Origin of the sequence: Actinopolyspora lacussalsi subsp. righensis, from assembly GCF_900116555.1 — a bacterium.
GTDB classification, from domain to species: Bacteria; Actinomycetota; Actinomycetes; order Mycobacteriales; family Pseudonocardiaceae; genus Actinopolyspora; species Actinopolyspora lacussalsi.
Genome location: NZ_FPAT01000007.1, coordinates 66687 through 86049, shown reverse-complemented (window position 1 = coordinate 86049; position 19363 = coordinate 66687). Strand labels below are relative to the sequence as shown.

Below are 19363 nucleotides of genomic sequence, written 5' to 3'. Positions count from 1 at the left end.
CTCCCACCGACCGCCCCCGTGGCGGCCGCGGGATCGAACGGCCACCGCCCGGTGGACGGCGCGACCGTCATCGGAGGGCGACACGGGAACCGGACAGGCCCAACCACCGGTTCGAGCCAAGGGAACGAAGGGCGATCAGATGGCACAGCGGGTCGACGAACCACCGCGCGACGACGAACACGGTGACGACGACTACCACGGCTCCGCCGTGGTCTTCACCGCCGAACGAGAGGCCGACGTGGAGGTGGTGCTGCGGGGCAACTTCCAGCCCATCGACGGAAGGTTCCACTGGTACGGCCGCGCGACGGCTGGCAGCGAGCTGGACGAGCTCGTGGACGGCCGCAAGGCAGAGGTCGTGCTGCGCACCCCGCACGGCGATGCCGTGGCCACGCTTTCCGACCCGGACCCGTGGAACCGCTATCGCATCACCGGACTGGGACGCCCACCGTTCCCGATCGACTCGGAGCTGGTCGAGCTCGGCGAGACGGACTGAACGGCGCCGCTTCCCGACGGGGCCCGTCGGGAAGCGGTCCGACCGGGACGGCACGGCTCGTCGGGAGACCGGGAGAGCATTCGAGCACGCCGGTGCGTCGCGACCGCGACGCACCGGCTGTCGACGTTCACACCGGCACTGGCCGGATCAACCCACTCCGAAACCGACGCGGTGGGTCTCCGAAGCACCGATCTCGACGTACGTGATCTTGGCGCTGGGCACGATGTAGCGCGTGCCCTTCTCGTCGTCGATCCGCAGGTTCCCCTCGGTGCTGCCCAGCGCCTCGGAAACCAGCTTCTCGACTTCCTCCTGGGACTGACCACTGTTCAGCGTGAGCTCGCGCGAGCCCTCGACGCCGACCTTGACCTCCACGTCACTGCCTCCTGTCGTAGCTGTGCACTCATAGCTGTCTACCGCGTTGACCACAGACTATCTGCTCGACCGGGCACGAGGCGGAACGATCCCCGGCGCGGATCGTCTCGGACGCGCGGCGGAACCGCACGGTATGCGGGCACCGGCACCACCGGAGGGTTCCGAACGAACACGGCACGGTGCCGGAGACCGGCTCCGCTATCCCCGCACCCGGTCAGACCCCGCAGCCAGTCAGCCTCCGCACCCGGTCGGACGATCAACCCAACCCGAGCCGGGACATCCGCTTGTTGTGGTTGTTCTGCAACCTGCGGAACAACGAGCCGATCCCCGCGAGGTCCCCCGACCCCCTGATGATCAGTTCGGCGAGCGCGTCCCGCTCGGCCACGACCCACTGCGCGTTCGTCACCGCTTCCCCCAGCAGCCTGCGGCCCCAGAGGGTCAGTTTGTCCCGCAACGTCTCGTCCTCGGCGCAGGCGGCCGAGACCTCGCGCTCCGCGAAGGCCGAGTGCCCGGTGTCCGACAACACCGTCAGCACCAGATCACGGGTCTCCTCGTCGAGCCAGTTGGCGACCTCGCGGTAGAAATCGGCTGCCAGCCCGTCCCCGACATAGGCCTTCACCAACGACTCCAACCAGGAGTGCGGTGCGGTCGAGGCGTTGAACGCGTCGAAGGAACTCGCGAACGGACGCATCGCGTCCTCGACCGCGACGCCCCTGTCCGCGAGCCGTTCCTCCAGCAACCGGAAGTGCCCCATCTCGGCGGCGGCCATGCTCGCCAGCGCCGCTCGACCCGTCAGGGTGGGCGCCTCCCTGGAGTCCTCGGCCAGCCTGTCGAAGGCGGAGAGCTCACCGTAGGCCAACGCGCCGAGCAGATCCTTCACCCCTTCGTTGTACTCGGCATGCGGCTCTTCGGACTCCGCCGCATCCTCGGAGTCCGCCACTCCGGAAGCCACAACGCTGTGCTCAGCCTCGCTCATGCCGCGAGCGTACCGCTCCCACCCGGGACGCGGGATTACGGAACGGTTTCCGCCGTGTCGGGAGCAGCGCCGATCCCGACCCCCTCCTGACCTGGGACGACAAGAGAACTCCAACGTCCTTTAACGCATCCACGCCGATTACGCAAGAGGTGGCGTTCGCCATCCGGAGCCCGCAGGGTATGGGAAAACGGGTAGGCTCCCGGGAAGGGAGGTTTATTGGCGTCAGGCGGAGACCGTGACGGCGGCAGCCGATCCCGCGAGCGACCGAGGACGGCGCTCGTCGGTGGACCACCCCGGTTGGCAGTACACCGGTGGCAGGGGTCCGAGGTTATCGGCCCGACCGACGGAGCACTTCGCGCACGGACACCACCACCTCGCTACAGGACCGAAGTGGGCAGCCACCGCCCGATGTGCCGGTGGGACACCGGGCACACGGCCCGATCACGGCTCGGCGAACGCGGCCACGTGAGAGCGAGCGGAGATCGCTCGCACTCCGTGACACGCGCGGCGCGTACGGGTCGACGGGCCGAGGCGGACCGGGCGCCGACACAGTTCGCCACCTCGGCAGGGCAGGAGCCGGGAATCGTGCGGTCGAAGACGGCCCTCGTCCCGACCCCCGAGCCCGAGTGTGGTCACAAACCGATATCGCCACCCGTCGGTACGCCGAGGCATCGGAACGACAGCCTGCGGAAACACGGTGTGAGCGAGAACGAGAGAGGCGATTATTCTGACAAACAGCGACGAGGTGACCGAACCCGATCACTCCGGTGCGGGGGCCGCTGCTGAGCAGCAGGGGTCAACCGAACAGCGGGAAGCGACGCAACCGGAAGCGGCGGTCAACGCGAACAGCCCCACTTTCGCCGAGTTGGGGGCGAACGAGGAGATCACGCGTGCGCTGCGCGAAGCGGGTATCGAACGCACCTTCACGATCCAGGAGATGACCCTGCCGCTGGCGCTGCGTGGAGCGGACCTGATCGGGCAGGCCCGAACGGGTATGGGCAAGACCCTCGGGTTCGGCGTTCCCCTGCTGCAACGGATGCGGCTGCCCGGCGACGGAACACCGCAGGCACTGGTCGTGGTTCCCACCAGGGAACTGTGCATGCAGGTCACACGTGACCTGGAAGCGGCAGCGAGCTATCTGGGGGTGCGCAGTCTCGCGGTCTACGGCGGCAGGCCCTACGAACCGCAGATCGAAGGGCTGCGAGCGGGCGTGGACGTGGTCATCGGCACCCCGGGCAGACTGCTGGACCTCGCCGAGCAGAAACATCTCGTTCTCGGCAAGGTCGAGACCCTGGTGCTCGACGAGGCCGACGAGATGCTCGACCTGGGTTTTCTGCCCGACATCGAGCGGATTCTGAGCATGGTCCCCGAGCAGCGTCAGACGATGCTGTTCTCCGCAACGATGCCCGACGCGATCATCAAACTCGCTCGCGACTTCCTGCACCAGCCGACCCAGATCCGGGCCGAGCAGGCCGACGAGAGCGCGGTACACGAACGGACCCACCAGTTCGTCTACCGAGCGCACGCGATGGACAAACCGGAGCTGCTGGCTCGCACGCTGCAGGCCCGCGACCGCGGACTGACGATGATCTTCAGCCGCACCAAGCGCTCGGCCCAGAAACTGACGGACGAGCTCGTCGAACGGGGTTTCGCCGCGGGTTCGGTACATGGTGATCTCGGGCAGACCGCCAGGGAGAAGGCACTGCGTGCGTTCCGGAGCGGAAAGATCGACATCCTGGTGGCGACCGACGTCGCCGCGCGCGGGATCGACGTCGCGGGCGTGACCCACGTGATCAACCTGCAGTGCCCCGAGGACGAGAAGACCTACGTGCACCGGATCGGGCGTACCGGCCGTGCCGGACGCACCGGGGTGGCCGTAACGCTGGTGGACTGGGACGAGGAGAGCCGCTGGCAGCTGATCAACACTGAGCTCGGGTTGAACATGCCCCAGCCCGTGGAGACCTACTCCACCTCGGCCCACCTGTTCGAGGATCTCGACATTCCCTCCGACGCGGGCGGCAGGCTGCCGCTGTCGATGCGCACCAGGACCGGTCTGGGGTCCGAGGAGGAGGAGAACGACGGCGGCAAGGGCAACCGGGGCAAGAGCAGGAAGCGCGGCTCGGGACGGCCCGAGAAGCAAGCGGCCCGCGCCGAGAGCAACGACGATGCCGGGAACCGGCCCGCACGGCGGAAGCGGCGTCGTACGCGGGGAGGCAAGCCGGTCGACGAGACGGTGAACCAGTCCGAGTCCACCTCCGACGCGGACGGTGGACAGCAGAACTCGCAGCGACCGGCGCGCAGGCGCAACCGGACGCGACGCGGTTCCCCGGCGAAGAGCCGCACCGAGGAGGTGGCGGGTTCCTCAGGGCACTGAGCCCGCTGCGCACCACGAACCCGCCGCGGGGATCCCGGGGCCCACAACCGCGGGAATCAACTCGGCGGCGGGTGCCCACTGGCGGTCTCGCGGGCGATCGTGCACCGCGAGAACCGAACCGGCGACGTCCTACTAGTCTCGAGGGGACGGAACTGTCGTAACAGCGAGCAACCGGGAGCGACGTGGTACGGCCCGAACGGCGCACGAAGAGCGACATCGCCGTGACGCTGTTGCTCACCGTCGCGGTACTGAGCGGCGCCGGAACGCTCTGGTGGTTCAGCTCGGCCCGCGCGACCGAGCTGCACACCGCCGACCGACCGATCGAGCCGGTGCCGAGCGCGAGAACCGTGCCGGAGGATCTGAACCCGGTATGGCGGGCGCCGAGTTCGGCGACCCCTCACCCCGTGGTCGCGGGACCGGCCGTGGTGACGGGGAACGACGGTGCTGTGGTTGGCCGTGACCCCGCCACCGGTGAGATCCGGTGGCGTTACAGCCGGGAACGGGAACTGTGCACGGTGGGGTCCGAATGGGGTAACGCGATCGCGGTTTACCGCACGGCACACCACTGCAGTGCCGTGACCACACTGCACGGTTCCGACGGGGAACGCGGTCCGCAACGCAACTCCGACGTGGGCTTCGGAACCCGGCTGCTGTCCGACGGAAGCTACGTGACCGCCACCGGACAGCGACTGTTCGAGACGTGGCGCTCGGACATGGTCCGTACACAGCAGTACGGCACCCCCACCGACATCAAGAACCCCGACAACAACCTGAGCCGCCCGAACTGCGATTACTCGGCAACCGCGGTCGGTGATCGCAGGGTCGCGGTCATCGCCGAGTGCGCGGGTTCGGCCAGGGACCGGTTGACCGTGCTCAGGGCCAATCCCGAGGACGGCGAACAGCCCGAGGAAGTGATGACCACCCTGCTCGGCGGTGAGCGAGCGGGCGTGGTGGCGGTGAACCGGGAGCGGGTCGCCGTGGTGCTGCGGGACAGCGCGACGCTGGTGATCTACGACATGTCGGGAAAGCGCCGCGCGAGTTACGACGTCCGTCTCGGCGCCACCCCGGATCGGGGGTCTGCCGTGCGGGTGGAAGCGACCTCGGGCTCGGCGGGAACCTACTGGTACACCGGTCGGGATACGATAGCGCTCGACGAGAGCACGCTGCGCCCGCGCTGGACCGTGCGCGAGACCCTGGGAACTCCCGCCGCGATGGCCGAGGATCTACTGGTTCCGGTAGAGGGTGGCCTGGCGGTGCACGACTCCGCTGCGGGTGAGAAGCTCGGCGAGATCCCGATCGACCGGAAGAGCACGACGGCCCCCGTCCGGGTCGCGACCGTGGGAAACGTGGTGTTGGAACAGCGCGGGGACACCGTCTTCGCCTACCGATGACGCCGTGTTCTTCGGCGCGGCGACGCCGCCGTCAATTTCTCGCGAAATCGCCGCGCCGCCGACGTTGTGTAGGTACCTACCCGATGTCGCCGGACCCGCAGCGAGAGCCGTGCGAGAGGTTCCGCCAAGCGGCCAGTTACGTGAACCAAGCCGCAGACCTCCCATCATGCCGCGTAAGCAGCGCGAGTGTCTCCGGTGCGTGAGTCGGATGCATTGCGAGGCCGGACCGCTCGCCGCGTAGGTCGCTACTCAAGAGCCGGCCCAACGAAGCAAGGCGCCGACTCACGTGCCGGCTACGCAACCACCCCGGCAAGCCGTACCGCGGGTTCTAAAGCCACCACCAGTAGGTGAGGGTTCCGAGTACTACCAGCATGGCCGCGAGGGAGCACCACCCCGCCACCGGTCGGCTCCCCCTGTCGGCCGCGAACTGCAGCAGCAACGCGGCGACGGAGGCGAGACCGTGCCCCAACAGCATCCGCCATCCGGGGCCAACCCCTCCCAGGCCACTCCCCCAGAGCTGCACGCCGACGAGAGCGACCGCGAGCACCAGCAGCCCAGCGGTCAGCGCTCCCGTCAAACCACGGAACGCCCTGCCGACAGCTCCTGGTCGGCGGGCTCCGTCGACGATGTGGAAGGCGTCCGTCGCTCGGTCCGCGTTTTCCCGGTAGCGTCCGGCGGCGATTCGCGGGCGTGTGGTCACTTCGTCGGCACCTCGGTCAGCCGATGCCCGCATCGCTCCGTCCTCGTCGGCTCCGGTCGGTCGCACGATTCACTCCCCCAGCAGGGCCCAGGGCTCTGTTTCGGGAACGGCACGCGTTCCCTCCGGACAATGCCGCCGGAACTCACACCCCGCGCACTGCGCACCTGGCCGTGCCGGAAAGACCCGGTCCGGATCGGCCCCTTCCGCGATCGACGTGGCCGCGTCACGGGATTCGCGGGCCAGCCGTTCGGCTCGTTGCCGGTGTTCGGCCAGCGAGTCGGCGGTGTGTCGCCATGTCACGATCTCCGAGGTTCGGAGGTGGTGCAACTCGACCTGCGGGCAGGGTGCGTGCAGCATGCGCTGGGTAGCCAGGGCGTACAGCGCGAGCGGTAACGAGTTCCGCGCGGCGTCGACGTCGGGAGGCTTCCTGCCCGCCTTGTAGTCGACGATCACCAGTTCACCGTCGCGCTCGTCGATGCGATCCACTCGCCCCTGCACGATGATCGTACCGACCGTAGCGCTGACCCACTTCTCGACTCCCACGGGCTCCCCCCGGAGGCGGTCCCGCTCGACGTAGTCGCTCAGCCAGTCCAGGGCTCGTGCCAGGTAATCCGCCGACTGTTCCGCTCCGGCGAATCCGTCGGATTTCCAGTACCGGTTGATCAGTTCGCGCAGGCGGGCGGCCGTGCGTTGTTCGGAGGGCAGCTCGTAGTAGGCGCGCAGCGCGTTGTGCAGCACCGCCCCCAGCGTGGTGTGCGCCATCGCGGGTCCCCGCGACGGTTGGGGACGGTCCACGTAGTTGAACCGGTACCGCCGGGGGCAGGACGACCAAGTGGTCAGCTTGGCAGGCGTGACCCGCACGAGCCGTTCCGGAATCCCGTCGAAAGCGAGTTGCTCCTGCACGAGTTCCACACTACGCAGCCGCTCCGCCGCCACGACCTGGGCGGGTCGCGTGCCGGTGGGGAAAGTGGATCGACGAAGCGTTACTAGCCGATGATCTTGCTTCCGGTGCAGTCGCCGAGCAGTCGGTCCAGCGAGTCGGGCGGAGTGTTCTCGCTACCTATCCGGATGTTCTTGTTCGTACCGTGGTAGTCGCTGCCCCCGGTGGGGACCAGATCGAGTTCGGCGACGAGCTCGCGCAGCCGGTGCCTGGCCGGTTCGTCGTGGTCGGGGTGCTCGACCTCCACACCACGCAGGCCGTGGCCCGCGAGTTCGGTGATCACTTCGGCGGTGACCGTCTGCCCCCGGGTGACCGCGAAGGGGTGTGCCAGCACGGTGGTGCCGCCCGCATCGGCGATCATGCGGATGGCGCGTTCGACCGGTGTGTCGGTGCGTGGCATGTAGTAAGGCGCGTGGGTACCCAGGTACCTGTCGAAGGCCTCGCTGACGGTGCTTACGGTGCCCCCCTCGACGAGCGCCCGCGCCAGATGGGGGCGTCCCCCCGGTGAGTCCGGCGGCAGCCCCGCCATCAGCGCCTCGGGATCGACCGGGAACCCGTCGTCGGCCATGCGCCGGGCCATCTGTTCGAGGCGTCCGCGACGCTCCGCCCGCAATCGCAGCTGCTCGTCCCGCAACGCGGGCGAATCGGGGTCGAACAGATACGCCAGCAGATGAACGGTGACGGTACCGCCCCGCCCGTCGGAGCTCTCGCAGGAGAGCTCCGCTCCGGGCACCAGCCGTAGCGCCGGTGGGTCGGACTCGCGCACCGCCTGCTCGGCTTCCGCCCAACCCGCCGAGGTGTCGTGATCGGTCAGGGCAACGACGTCCAGTCCAGCCGCCACCGCCGTTCGCACGACACCGGCGGGCGTGTCGGTGCCGTCGGATTCACTGGAGTGGACGTGCATGTCGATTCGCACGCCCCCCAGTGTGACCGATACGGGTTCCGTTCGACACGGTCCGTCCGATCACTCTCCCGGCCCGGGAGCGTGAGCGGCAACGTCGCACCGGAACGGTTCGGACTGTTGGAGCGTCGCCCGCGCTGTCGAGCCCGGCCGCGGGGGCAGACGTCCGTCGCCCCGGAAACCGGCTCAGCGGAGCCCCGAAAGGACCACCCCGCGTTCCGCGCTACTCGGTCTTGACCTTGGTCCTTCCCCTGCCGACGGCGGCACGCCGGGCCTTGAGCATCGAGAAACGATCCTGCTGCGCCTTCTTCTCGCCGAACACGAGCGAGGAGATCGCGTCGAACACATCTTCCGGGTTGGGCAGGTACTCGATGCGGTTGAGGGCCTGAATCTGTCCGGCGGACTCCACGATCAGCGTGCCGTATCCGAACACCCGGCCGGGAACGCTACGGGAATAGGTCAGATCGGTGACCTTGGTCACGGGCATCATCTGCACCGAGGTCATCAGGATGCCTTCGGTGATCATGAATCGTTTGTCCGTTACCACGATGCGCTCCACGTACCAGTCCAGCACCTGGTAGATGAATCGCAGCAGCACGAAGAGACCCGCGTACCACAGGATGTTCTGCAGCAGCCAGTTCTCTCCGGGGAACAGGTAGGAGATCATCATGAAGCCCGCGAGCAAACCGGCGGCCTCGAAGATGTCCCACACGAGACAGGCCCAGTGCCTGCGCACTCTGATAACCCGTCGCTCGGTCTCCAGTAGGTACTCGTCCGGATCCCGTGGTGCGAACATAGCCACCACCCTCGCGTGGTTCGACTTTCCCGCCCGGGACCGATCACGGTGTTCACAGTGCCAGTCACGGCCCCGAGCCGGGCTGTGCCCTTGTGCGGCTCTTCACCGGTCGCGTGGCCGTTCGGCCGATGCCCCGCCCGGAGAAGAACGTCTCACTCAGCGGAACAGATTGCGCATGAACGTGATCACCGCCTCCGCGGACTGACGCAGGCTGTCGAGGATGCCGTCGACGACATCACTGGCCTCGTTCGGCGCGGAGATGAGGAAAAACAGCAGGAACGCGATCCCGGCCCAGGTGAGGATCTTCTTGATGTTCACTGTCACGCACCCCGTCTGATCTGACCTGTATTAGTGCTGGCACCTGCTGATCCGTTGTACCGCACTCATCGCCTGTACGGCAGGTTTTTAGCGCACTTGGGTCAGTGGGCGGGAACCGGCATCGAATTCACTACCCTGTGTGTCCATGACGGACTTCGGGAACGTGGTGATCCGCTGCGTGGGGGCGGTGGTACACGATCGGCACGGCCGGTTGTTGTTGATCAAACGAGCCAACGATCCTGGTCAGGGGAAATGGTCGCTTCCAGGCGGCAAGGTCGAGGAGAGCGAGGACGACGAGTCGGCCCTGCGGCGTGAGCTCGCGGAGGAGACGGGGCTGTCGGTGACGATCGGCCCGGCGGTGGGACGACTGACGCGAGCGGGATCACACTGCACGTACGACATAGTCGATTACTCCTGTCGTGTGACAGAATCGAACATCACCCCAGGTGACGACGCTAGTGATGCGATGTGGACGGATCATGCGACATTCGCCACACTGCACCGATCCGATGCGCTCACCGAGGGGCTGGCGGAGCTGTTGGAGCAGTGGAACTGCCTGCCCCGCGAAGCCTGACCCGAATCCTGAGAAACCCCTTATCGGGGGACGTTGCGATGCTGGCGCACACATGTTGTCGACCACGGCCCAACAACGGGGGTAACCACATTGATCGACACTCGTCCCTGAAACCTCCAAATTTCACTCGAAAAGACGGGTCGTCGCACTATGCAATACGGGCGGGAACCGGGAGGACCGGCGTCGAACCGTCGCTCCGCCCGAAGCGGTTGCGCGCCCGGCGGTCAAGTGAACACGCGGAGCACACCGGTTCGGGCACTCCGCCGACCGGCGAGTAGGATACACGGGTGGTCGGCCACCGACCCAGGACTCGTAGTCGAACCGAACGGAGGTGAGGATACGTGCCAGACGCTGCCGGCGGCTCAAGCAGTGCGGACAGCGCACTGCCGTGCAGTATCGGCCGCATCCCCGCCGAGCGATTCGGTCGGCACGGCTCGGGGCGTGCCGCGGTTCGCGGGTGATCCACCGGGCCGACTCCGGTGATCCACCGGAACGGGCGGGGATGCGCAGACGTGACACCGGATCCGGGTGTCACGGAACAGCCACGAAATCCCGCCCGGAGGTCCACCGTGCCAAGTCTGCCCAATCTGGGGTTGCGTAACCGCGTCAGCCGCGGTGAACGCGGTTCCCGAAACGTCTCGGCCGTCACGGCTCGCCCAGCCTCTGTCGTGGACTGCGCCGTTTATGTCGAGGGCAAGCGATTGCCCGGTGAATGGTCCTACGAGGACGCGATGGCCGAGGTCCGCAGCAGACGGAACGGCTTCGTCTGGATCGGACTGCACGAGCCGGAGCAGGATCGCATCAACGGAGTCGCGGACACCTTCGGGCTGCACGAGCTCGCCGTGGAGGACGCGGTGCACGCGCACCAGCGCCCCAAGCTGGAACGCTACGACGAGACACTGTTCATGGTGCTCAAAACGGTGCGGTACGTACCGGACCGGGCCAGGGCCACCAACAGTGAGATCGTCAAGAGCGGCGAGCTCATGATCTTCCTCGGCCGGGACTTCGTGATCACCGTGCGACACGGCAGCCAGGCCGCGCTCACCCGGGTGCGGACCGAGCTCGAAGAGTCACCCGAGCAGTTGGCCCTGGGACCGTCGGCCGTGGTGCACGGTATCGCGGACCACGTGGTGGACAGCTACCTCGAGGTCACCGAGTCGATCCAGGACGACATCGATTCGATCGAGACCGAGGTCTTCGCACCGCGCACCAGCATCGACGCGGAACAGATCTATCTGATGAAGCGCGAGGTCATGCAGCTGCGTCGTGCGGTCATGCCGCTTTCGCAGCCGCTGCAACGGCTCGCGGGCGGGTACACCCCGCACGTCGCCGATCAGGTTCGGTCCTACTTCCGCGACGTCGAGGACCACCTCGCCACCGTCTCGGAACGGGTGGCATCCTTCGACGAGCTGCTGACGACCCTGGTCGACGCGACACTCGCCAAGATCACGCTGCAGCAGAACACCGACATGCGCAAGATCTCCGCGTGGGTGGCGATCATCTCCACCCCCACCATGATCGCCGGCATATACGGGATGAACTTCGACAGAATGCCGGAGACGAATTGGGCGTTCGGCTATCCCGTGACACTGCTGGTGATGATGGTGTGCTGCGTGGTGCTGTTCAAGATATTCCGCAAGAACGACTGGCTGTGACCAGTGCGGTAACGAATCGCGAATCGACAACGACACACCGGGCGGGGCCAATCCCGGAGGCCGGGGCCGATCGGACCCGGCCGGCGAAAGCGGAAAGCCACGACGAACGACCGCGGGCGGGTAATTCACCGGTGGGTACTCCGCTGAAAGACCCCGGACGGCTCGTATCGGACGAGTGGTGGTGCCGCCGGCTCCGGGCGGACGGCACCGCGTGCGGCGAGTCGAGGGGATCGTCGCTGACCCAGGGAAACCGTTCCGTGGAGTTCCACGGACTCGAAGATCGTGGTTGGGAGGGAATCGTGCGACACATTCGGTGTGGACGGATCTCGGGACCGACCCGGCCGGCGACGGCGCGGGCAGCGACGTCGTCAGGGCCACGAGAGCGGCGAAACGTCCGGCACGAACGAAAACCCGGCGCGATGTGGCACGTGACTCCCACACCCGCGCGCGGGGAATCCGTGACGTACTGATTCATCCGGGAGACACCACGGGCCACATCGTGCGGCGAATCCCGTTCGTCCGGCGGTTCATACCGGACGCGGAAATCGTTTCGATCTGCACAATGGGAGTACCGTCATGCCCCGTCTGGTCACCAACAAACTCGCCCTGTTGTTCACACTGATCAACGGTTGGATTCTCACGCTGTTCGTGATCATCGCGAGTCAACTCTGAAACTTCCTCGGGGACGCGTTCCGGTGTGAACCGCGGCCACACCGCCGAAGAATTCCGCGGAAACGCGAACTCCGCGAGGAAGCCACTGCTCCGCCGGTCCGGGTGCTCGCCGAGCCGTGCGAACACGCCTCGCGTGTATGCCGGTCCGGGAAGGCAACCATTCCCCCGACGGGTGAAAATACGGCGTCGGTTATCCCCCGGCGGAGCCGATTGAGTACGTGCGTGCGCCCGGATGCGGTACAAATTCCGTTGTCAGCACAGGTGAACGACGGAAGTTGTATATGGTCAGGACACCGCCACGGTTGTTGCTCGCCGCCGCACCACTGACACTGCTGCTCGGTGCGTGGCAGTTGGCCCCGGCCGAGCAACACGACGCCGAAACGACCAAACAGGCCGAGGAGATCGCCCACACCAAGGAGGTCACCGAGCCGGAGCGGACCGACAGGACCGACAGCGACGACGAGTTCCACGATCCACACGAGATCGACCAGCTCGAACGACCGGACGGTACCGGGGAGTCCGCCGCTGCCGGAACAACCGAGAGCGCGAGCGGGAATGAACGGCCCGACGATACCGGGAGCACCCACGAGCCGAGTGAGACCGACAGGCCCGACGAGCCGGGTTCGTCCGGCGAGGCCGACTCTTCCGGCGAGATCGAGCGGCCCGGGAACACTGCCAAACCAGACGATACTGCCGAGCCCGGTGAGGCGGACCGTCTCAGCAAGGCCGAGCGGATACTCCGGTTGACCAACGAGGCGCGCGGCCGGGCCGATTGTCCGGACCTGCGGTTGAACGAGACGCTGAACGATGCCGCGGAGCGGCACAGCGCACAGATGGCCCGGCAGGACTATCTCGGTCACCGGAGCGCCGACGGTGCCGATCACATCAATCGTGCCAACCGAGCCGGCTATCCCTCGGTCTACGTGGGAGAGAACGTGGCGGCGGGCAACGCCGACGCGGTGAAGACGTTCCGGCAGTGGCTCAGCAGCCCGGAACACCGGCAGAACATCCTGAACTGCTCGTTCACCGAACTCGGTGTGGGATACGCCAGCGATCGGGAAAGCCGGTGGACCCACTACTGGACCCAGATGTTCGGTAAGACCGACTCAACGGAATGACATCGGTCCGGTGTCACAGCACTCCGATACCCCAGCACTCCGATCTCCCAGCGCTCCAGGGGCCACAGCGGGACGCGGCCCGGCACGATCAAGGACAGACTCGTCGCGGGAACCGGAAGGTGGCGGCCCGCCGAATGTCGTCCCGGCGGGCGAAGCTACGGATGTGTCGACTGCCGCGCCGACACATCCGCCGGCTCCCCGACAGCTGTGCGAAACTCACGCACAGTCGGTAGTAGTACTTCGTCGACCCGGTTCTCGTAGTCGTTCCCGTGGCGGAACCTCTCGCGGGCTCTCGCTCCGGCGAGGCCCGACATCGAGTAGATGGGTCACTGCTGCGAAGCCTGGCCGCCCATGGCGAGTCGAGCCAACATGTCCCGGGCCTGTTCGGCGTGGCTGGGTTGACTCAGTACGTCGTACCGTCCGGCCACGACCTGACTGGACGAGGAGAAGTCACGGCGACCGCGCATGGAGGCGTACGTGATCGCGGCCGAGACCATACCGAAAACGATCCCCGCCGCCAGCACCACCAGCACCGGACCGAACCAGGGGTCCTGCACCGTCAGGATACTGATCACCAACCCGATGAACAGTCCGAACCAACCCCCGGAGAGCGCTCCGCTGCCGAGCACCCTTGCCCAGTTCAACCGTCCCGTGACACGTTCGACCAGCATGAGGTCGACCCCGACGATCGTTACTTCCTGCACCGGAAAATTGTTGTCGGCGAGGTGATCGACGGCACGCTGCGCCTCCTCGTACGTGCCGTAGGAACCTATCGGCCAACCGGTCGGCGGCGTGGGCAAGCTGGGAAGCCCCGGAGCCGACCGGGCGGAGCCGGGAAACAGGCTGCTCACCGTAGACACCTCCGTAGAGACCGACGTCCCGCGCAGGAGCGTCGTCAGTGTTGTTCACGAGGCACAACCGGTTGCTCCGGTGACCGGACCACGTTGCTCCCCGGCTCGTACGAGCCGGGTTCGCACCGCGGCACGGCCCGAAACCTGCCGAATGTCCCTTCACCACCAGTCTACCTCGCCCGCCGCGGCGGGCAGCGTCCATGATGATCGCCCCGCCGTTCGGGAACGATCGGTAATGAATCGGCCGGCCCCGATATGGCCGGTCCCTGACATGGCCGGCCCCTGATATGCCCCTCCCCCGATGCGAGCGGGACGGTACGGGACCGCGAGAGCCCCGAACGGATCAGTGACGCGGCGCGAGGGTGACCGGATCGATCCGGACCCGGCCGCCGACCACGGTCCCGACTCCACGACGTGCCGCTCGGCGATCGACCACCCAGGCGAAGAGCAGCACCGCGACGATCATCGGAATCACCTGGATCACCGGGTAGTCCCCCGACTGCTCGGTACTGGGAACCCCGCTCAGTCCGGCGACGAGCAGACTCAGCGCGTTGTTGGCGGTGTGCATGGCCACCGCCGCCTCCAGACCTCCGGTGCGGATGCTCAGCCAGCACATGATCGTGGCCATCAGGAAGAGCTCGACCCACACGAGCGGGTCGGTGTAGCCGTGGCCCAGCAGAAACACCAGCGAGGACAGCAGAATCCCCGGCCAGGGGGTGCGGAACCAGGCCGTCAGCGTCTGCAGCAGCAGACCGCGGAAGAACAGTTCCTCCGCGGCACTCTGCGCCGGCACCACGAGCACGGCCAGCAGCGCCACCGCCAGATAGCGTCGCCAACCGGGGAAAGCGGGCATCGGCGCCCCGGACATCAGCTGCAGTGTGATGATCGCGGCGAACAGCACGCCGAACACCAGCAGCGCCCAGAGCATCGTCTCGCCGAACCAACGAACCCGGGGCGTTCCGAGGACCCCGACCACGCTGCCGAAGCCACGCCGCTGCACCCATCGTGCCGTCAGCGCCACCGGGGGGATGAGCGCGATCAGCACGGCGAAGCTCAGGAACAGCGTCGGCAACGGTGACGAGAGCACTTCCACGAGATGCCCCGGGGGCAGCACGACGTTAAGCGTCCCCAACGGCCCGGCGAAAACGATCATCCCGACCAGCAGCACGGCGGCCAACACCGAGGCCGCCAGGGTCAGGCCGAGCAACACCAGCAGCGCCACGACGGGGCGCCACCAGCGATGGGCCGAGTTGCGCGCGAGCAGGTGAAAGGGCGTTCCCTCCGGCACCGGGGCCGGAAAGCCTGGCTTCGGCGGAGGGCGTCTTGGGGACACCGGTCGGGAGTCACCACTGTTGTGGGAGGGGTAAGCAGCGGGGTCGGCCACAACAGCATCCTAGGAGAACTCGGTTCACCGTCCCATGACGACGCGCGCGGGCGGCACTCTCAGCCAAGCGCCTCCCCGGTCAGGTGCGCGAGGGTGTGTCCAGCGAACCACGCGGTCGCGGTTCGAGCACATCGGCGATGCTCAACAACATCGTCTGCCCCCAGGCCGTGAGGAGCAGCGCAGCCAGGAGCCAGAACGAAACCGACCAGTTCTGCAGCAGCGCGGGAATCAACAGCAGGCCGGGGATCACCGCGCTGAGCACAGTCGCGCCCACTCTGCCGGCCGTGCGCAGGGCGAAGGCGGCGTACCAGGTGACCGCGGCCCCGACCAGCGTCAGCCCCAACGGTCCCAACCGCACTCCGAGACCGAACAACCAGCAGCCGACGGCGGCCAGCAGACCGGCTGCCGCCAGCCCGGACAACGCTCGGGTGAGGGCGGCCGTACCGGAGGTCTTCAACCATCCCCAGCGCAGCGCGGCTACCACCGCGAGCAGCGCGGCGATCCACCCCACCGCCCCGGGCCACGAGTCGGACATCTCGACCACGTGCAGCCAGCGCCAGGTTTGGAGTTCCTCGATCCGTCGCGCCTCGCTCATCGTGATGAACGCGAACTCGTTCGCGCCTGGCGAGGCTGACTCGTCATTGGACAGTTCGCCACTGGACAGGGAGCCGATCACCGGGGAACGCATGAATTCGGTCAACGCGACGGCCGTGCCGCTCAGCGCCGTGCCGAGCGCGGCACGGCGGGGAGCGGCGAGCGCGAAGGCGAGCAGCATCGAGAGCGGTTTGAGCACGATCATGCTCGCGGTGGCGAGGGACCGGCGGAACCCCCGCCAGCCGGGCAGCAGCGCTCGGTGGGCGAGCAGCGCGCAACGGGTGGCCAGGGAAGCCATCCGCCGTTCTTCCAGGTCACTCGGACGCTGTTTGCCCACGTCGTAGGCACGTACCTGCTGGTCCAGCAATTCGGGATCCCGTACCGCCCGGGCGTCGCCCGCGTTCGGGTCGGCCCCGGAGCCGACGGCGGCCACGAACGGGATCTCCTCGGCGACAACCGTCCACTGCAACCGCTCCACCACCGCACGGCGGGTCACGGTCAGCGGGTGCTCATCGGTGGGGTTGGCGAACAGGGCCTCGAGCTCGGTCCGCACCGCGCCGGAGTGCTCCGCCCAGCGCTCAGCGAGGAACTCGTGCCACTTTCTCGCGCTGGTCTCGTCGAGTTCTCCCAGTTCCGCCTCGGTCGGCCGGCTGAGGATTCGCCGCAGCGCGTCCCCCAGACCGTCGGCTCCCAACTGCTCGTTGTGCCGGACCAATCGGTCCGGTTCGATCAGCATGGGGACCAGACCGGCCACCGCGTCCAGCCTGCCCCACATCCAGTCGTTGGCACGCCACTTGGCGGACAGGAAGGCACCGAAGTTGCCCAGACCGGAGCCGCGCACCTTGTCCGCCAGCGGGATCTCACCCGCCGAGTCACGTAACGCGGTGAACGGCAACGGGCTCGAGTTGTCACCGGCCAGGCGGTGCAGCAGGATGTGTGAATCCGCGCCGGTGTCGACCTGCATGGGCGTGGTGAGTACGACCAGATCGCGGAGCAGCCGCATCGGGTCGACGTCGGCGGCGAGTTCGAGCAGCGAGCGCGTCACCCCGTCGATCTCGACGAGATCGCCCGGGGAGAGGGCCGCCATCAGGTCACCCACCAGGCGCTCCAGAATGGCCCAGCTCTCGGCGACCGCGTCCACGCCGACGTCGTTCTCGGCGGCTTCCACACCCGAGGAGTTCACTATGGCGGACAGTTCGGCGTTGAACTCCGCCAGTCGATGCCGAAACAGCGATCCGAGCTCGGCCCCACTGTCGAGCGAGGCGGTGTCGAGGTTCCCCTCGCCGTGCTCCCCGGGCTCGGCACTCCCGCCATCGGGGTTCCGCTCGTCGAGCCCCCTCTCGTCGAGGACGCTGTCCAGCAGCGGCGCGAGCAGCGCCCCCACCGGGGAGGGCAGCGCGTGCTGCAACCTGTGGTGCCGATCGAGCACGCACTCGATCCAGCCGTCCAGCTCGGCCCGCACGAAAACGGGTTCGGTACCGGCCGCGTGGATCCAGCAACGGTCGGTGTGCCCGCACACGGTCTCGGCGACGGTGCGCAGTCGGTACAGCGAAGCCTTCACGGCGGCGATCCGCGGGGACCGCCGGTGCGCCTCCAGTTCGCGGACCCAGCGCAGGCATTCGTCCACGGCGGACAGCAGCGTGCGCACGTCGTCGAAGACCTCACCGGGACGCCGCAGGGCGCGCGAGCGGTACTGCTCGGTCAGTCGATCGCGCAGCCCGGTGCACGCGGTCGCGGGCCACTCCAGCAGCGGCTGTTTCGGGATCGGGTCCAGCAACGGGGTGCCGGTGGTGTCCTCGGGGGCGGTGAGCAGCTCGTGCACCCGGAAGGCCCTGCTCTCGGCGAGCCGTGAGGCGTACTCGGCGGAAACCGCCCGCACCCGGTCGCCGAGCAAGCGAGCGCGGCGGGATCGCGGTGTCACGGCTAGTTCGGTGAGCACGGCGTCCCTGCGGCCGACGGCCCGGCGTACCGAGTCGTTGTGCCTGCCGATGCTGTCGATGTCGGTCAGCAGACTCTCCTGGCCGAGTTTCGCCCGCAGCGCCGTCGCGGTGACGGCTCGGGCGAACCGTTCGCCACGGGTCTCGGCACCGGGCGAGTCCGGCTCCGGATTGAGGTAGAGCAACCAGCGTTCGGTCGGCGCGTCGGCCTCGACGCGCCGGATGGCATCGACCGCAGCGGTGACGGGGATGTTGTCCAGCACTCCACCGTCGATCACCCGGAAACGCTGCTCCTCGGAGGCGGCGATCTCGGAGAACCGACCGTACAGGTTGGGCACCGAACCGTCCCGGGAATCACTGTTCCGGTGGCCCGGCGTGTCGCCGGAATCGTCGGCGCGGAACACGGCGGGTTCGAAGGCCATCGGGAACGAGGAGGTGGCTCTGGCGGCCTGTGCGAGCAGCCGCGCGGTGGTTCGGGCCCGCTCGGCAGGACCGAAGTCGCTGAGCGGTTCGCCCGGCCGCCCGCGGTGCCGGAACCGGAACATCGCTCGCCTGCGTGCTTTGCCGAACTCACTGCCCACCGCGTCGAAATGCCGCTCGGCCACGGGGTCCAGCAGTGTCGCGGTCAGCAGGAGTTCGACGCGTTCGACCGGTTCGGTCCGCCGTTCGCGGCCGATCTGCTCGGTGAGCAGTTCGGTCAGCTCCGAACGGAAGTACTCGTCGCCCTCCAGCAGCGATTCCGGTTTGGGCTGCCAGGGCCGGGGAACCGTGCGCGCCATCGCCTCCAGGTCGGCCAGGCGGATCCAGGCGCGGCGCGTGGTCGTGAACGGCATGCCGTAGACCAACGATGCCGAGAGCAGTGTCGCGTTGAGACCTCCCGCCGAAGTACCGGCGAGCACGTCCACCTCGACGGACTCGTAACCGGCCAGCTCGGCCAGCTCGGCCCAGGGGTGGCGCTCCTCCGCCCGCTTCGCTCCGGCGCTTTCCACCGGGGCCCAGCGGCGCAACCGGTCGATCTCGGCTACCGCTCCCCCGATCCAGACAGCCATGCTGGCGCCACCACGCAACGCCAGCGCGAGTCGCAACTGCCGCGAGGAATGCGAGTTGGGTTCACCACTGGACACTTCGGACTCGCCTCTCGATCGACCGGCCGATTGATTGGCACCTCCCGAAATCTACCCCCGGAAGGCGCCGGCGGGAACGGCCGAACCGAGCATGGCGTGTTCCGCCGTTTCCGCCAACCACGGTGACTTCGCGAGGACAGCCCGACGAGGTGTGCGGCGCTGCCCGAGTCCGGGGACGACCACGGCGAGAGCC

The 19363-nt window shown here is 67.7% G+C and carries 16 protein-coding genes; 6 read left to right on the top strand and 10 right to left on the bottom strand.

What is annotated here, in order from left to right; all coding sequences use genetic code 11:
* Positions 1–139 precede the first annotated feature (139 nt).
* Positions 140–493: a DUF4873 domain-containing protein gene (locus BM394_RS13835; RefSeq protein ID WP_092978517.1), complete on the top strand. Its 354-nt coding sequence runs from the start codon at positions 140–142 to the stop codon at positions 491–493.
* A gap of 147 nt (positions 494–640) precedes the next feature.
* Here BM394_RS13835 and BM394_RS13830 read toward each other — a convergent pair whose 3' ends face one another.
* Positions 641–865, bottom strand: coding sequence for a DUF3107 domain-containing protein (locus BM394_RS13830; protein ID WP_092922084.1), 225 nt, complete (start codon positions 863–865; stop codon positions 641–643).
* A gap of 256 nt (positions 866–1121) precedes the next feature.
* Entirely contained in the window at positions 1122–1841 is a 720-nt protein-coding gene (locus BM394_RS13825) for a ferritin-like fold-containing protein (protein WP_092978512.1), read from the bottom strand.
* Positions 1842–2586: 745 nt separating this feature from the next.
* Between BM394_RS13825 and BM394_RS13820 the strand changes: the two genes are divergently transcribed.
* On the top strand, positions 2587–4215 hold the full coding sequence (locus BM394_RS13820; protein ID WP_245780188.1) for a DEAD/DEAH box helicase: 1629 nt from the start codon (positions 2587–2589) through the stop codon (positions 4213–4215).
* Positions 4216–4397: 182 nt separating this feature from the next.
* The gene (locus BM394_RS13815; protein ID WP_092978507.1) at positions 4398–5606 is read left to right on the top strand and encodes an Rv3212 family protein; all 1209 of its coding nucleotides are present in this window, start codon (positions 4398–4400) and stop codon (positions 5604–5606) included.
* 328 nt (positions 5607–5934) lie between these two features.
* Here the strand turns inward: BM394_RS13815 and BM394_RS13810 are convergent, their stop codons facing one another.
* The 5 genes from BM394_RS13810 to BM394_RS22840 all read right to left on the bottom strand — a co-directional run bounded on the left by BM394_RS13810 (position 5935) and on the right by BM394_RS22840 (position 9261).
* Entirely contained in the window at positions 5935–6372 is a 438-nt protein-coding gene (locus BM394_RS13810; protein ID WP_245780187.1) for a hypothetical protein, read from the bottom strand.
* Between the two features lie 3 nt (positions 6373–6375).
* Entirely contained in the window at positions 6376–7209 is an 834-nt protein-coding gene (locus BM394_RS13805) for a RecB family exonuclease (protein ID WP_092978925.1), read from the bottom strand.
* 83 nt (positions 7210–7292) lie between these two features.
* Positions 7293–8171, bottom strand: coding sequence for a PHP domain-containing protein (locus BM394_RS13800; RefSeq protein ID WP_092978502.1), 879 nt, complete (start codon positions 8169–8171; stop codon positions 7293–7295).
* Between the two features lie 199 nt (positions 8172–8370).
* Entirely contained in the window at positions 8371–8943 is a 573-nt protein-coding gene (locus tag BM394_RS13795) for a PH domain-containing protein (protein ID WP_092978498.1), read from the bottom strand.
* 156 nt (positions 8944–9099) lie between these two features.
* Positions 9100–9261, bottom strand: coding sequence for a hypothetical protein (locus tag BM394_RS22840; protein ID WP_175530102.1), 162 nt, complete (start codon positions 9259–9261; stop codon positions 9100–9102).
* A 145-nt stretch (positions 9262–9406) separates the two neighbouring features.
* Here BM394_RS22840 and BM394_RS13790 point away from each other — a divergent pair, with 145 nt between their 5' ends.
* From BM394_RS13790 to BM394_RS23040, 3 genes are all read left to right on the top strand, one after another.
* The gene (locus BM394_RS13790; protein ID WP_175530101.1) at positions 9407–9835 is read left to right on the top strand and encodes an NUDIX domain-containing protein; all 429 of its coding nucleotides are present in this window, start codon (positions 9407–9409) and stop codon (positions 9833–9835) included.
* 569 nt (positions 9836–10404) lie between these two features.
* Positions 10405–11490 (top strand): magnesium/cobalt transporter CorA, encoded by a 1086-nt coding sequence (gene corA / locus BM394_RS13785; protein WP_092978921.1) that lies wholly within the window; start codon positions 10405–10407, stop codon positions 11488–11490.
* Between the two features lie 953 nt (positions 11491–12443).
* Positions 12444–13280 carry a CAP domain-containing protein gene (locus tag BM394_RS23040; protein ID WP_092978493.1) on the top strand — a complete coding sequence of 279 codons (837 nt, stop codon included), beginning with the start codon at positions 12444–12446 and terminating at the stop codon, positions 13278–13280.
* Between the two features lie 326 nt (positions 13281–13606).
* Here BM394_RS23040 and BM394_RS13775 read toward each other — a convergent pair whose 3' ends face one another.
* The 3 genes from BM394_RS13775 to BM394_RS13765 form a co-directional block, all read right to left on the bottom strand.
* Positions 13607–14131 (bottom strand): YflT domain-containing protein, encoded by a 525-nt coding sequence (locus BM394_RS13775; RefSeq protein ID WP_092922102.1) that lies wholly within the window; start codon positions 14129–14131, stop codon positions 13607–13609.
* 343 nt (positions 14132–14474) lie between these two features.
* Positions 14475–15419, bottom strand: coding sequence for a CPBP family intramembrane glutamic endopeptidase (locus BM394_RS13770; RefSeq protein ID WP_092978490.1), 945 nt, complete (start codon positions 15417–15419; stop codon positions 14475–14477).
* Positions 15420–15594: 175 nt separating this feature from the next.
* A complete protein-coding gene (locus tag BM394_RS13765) occupies positions 15595–19170 on the bottom strand; it encodes a patatin-like protein (RefSeq protein WP_092978488.1) in 3576 nt (1191 codons plus the stop codon).
* Between the last annotated feature and the right edge of the window lie 193 nt (positions 19171–19363).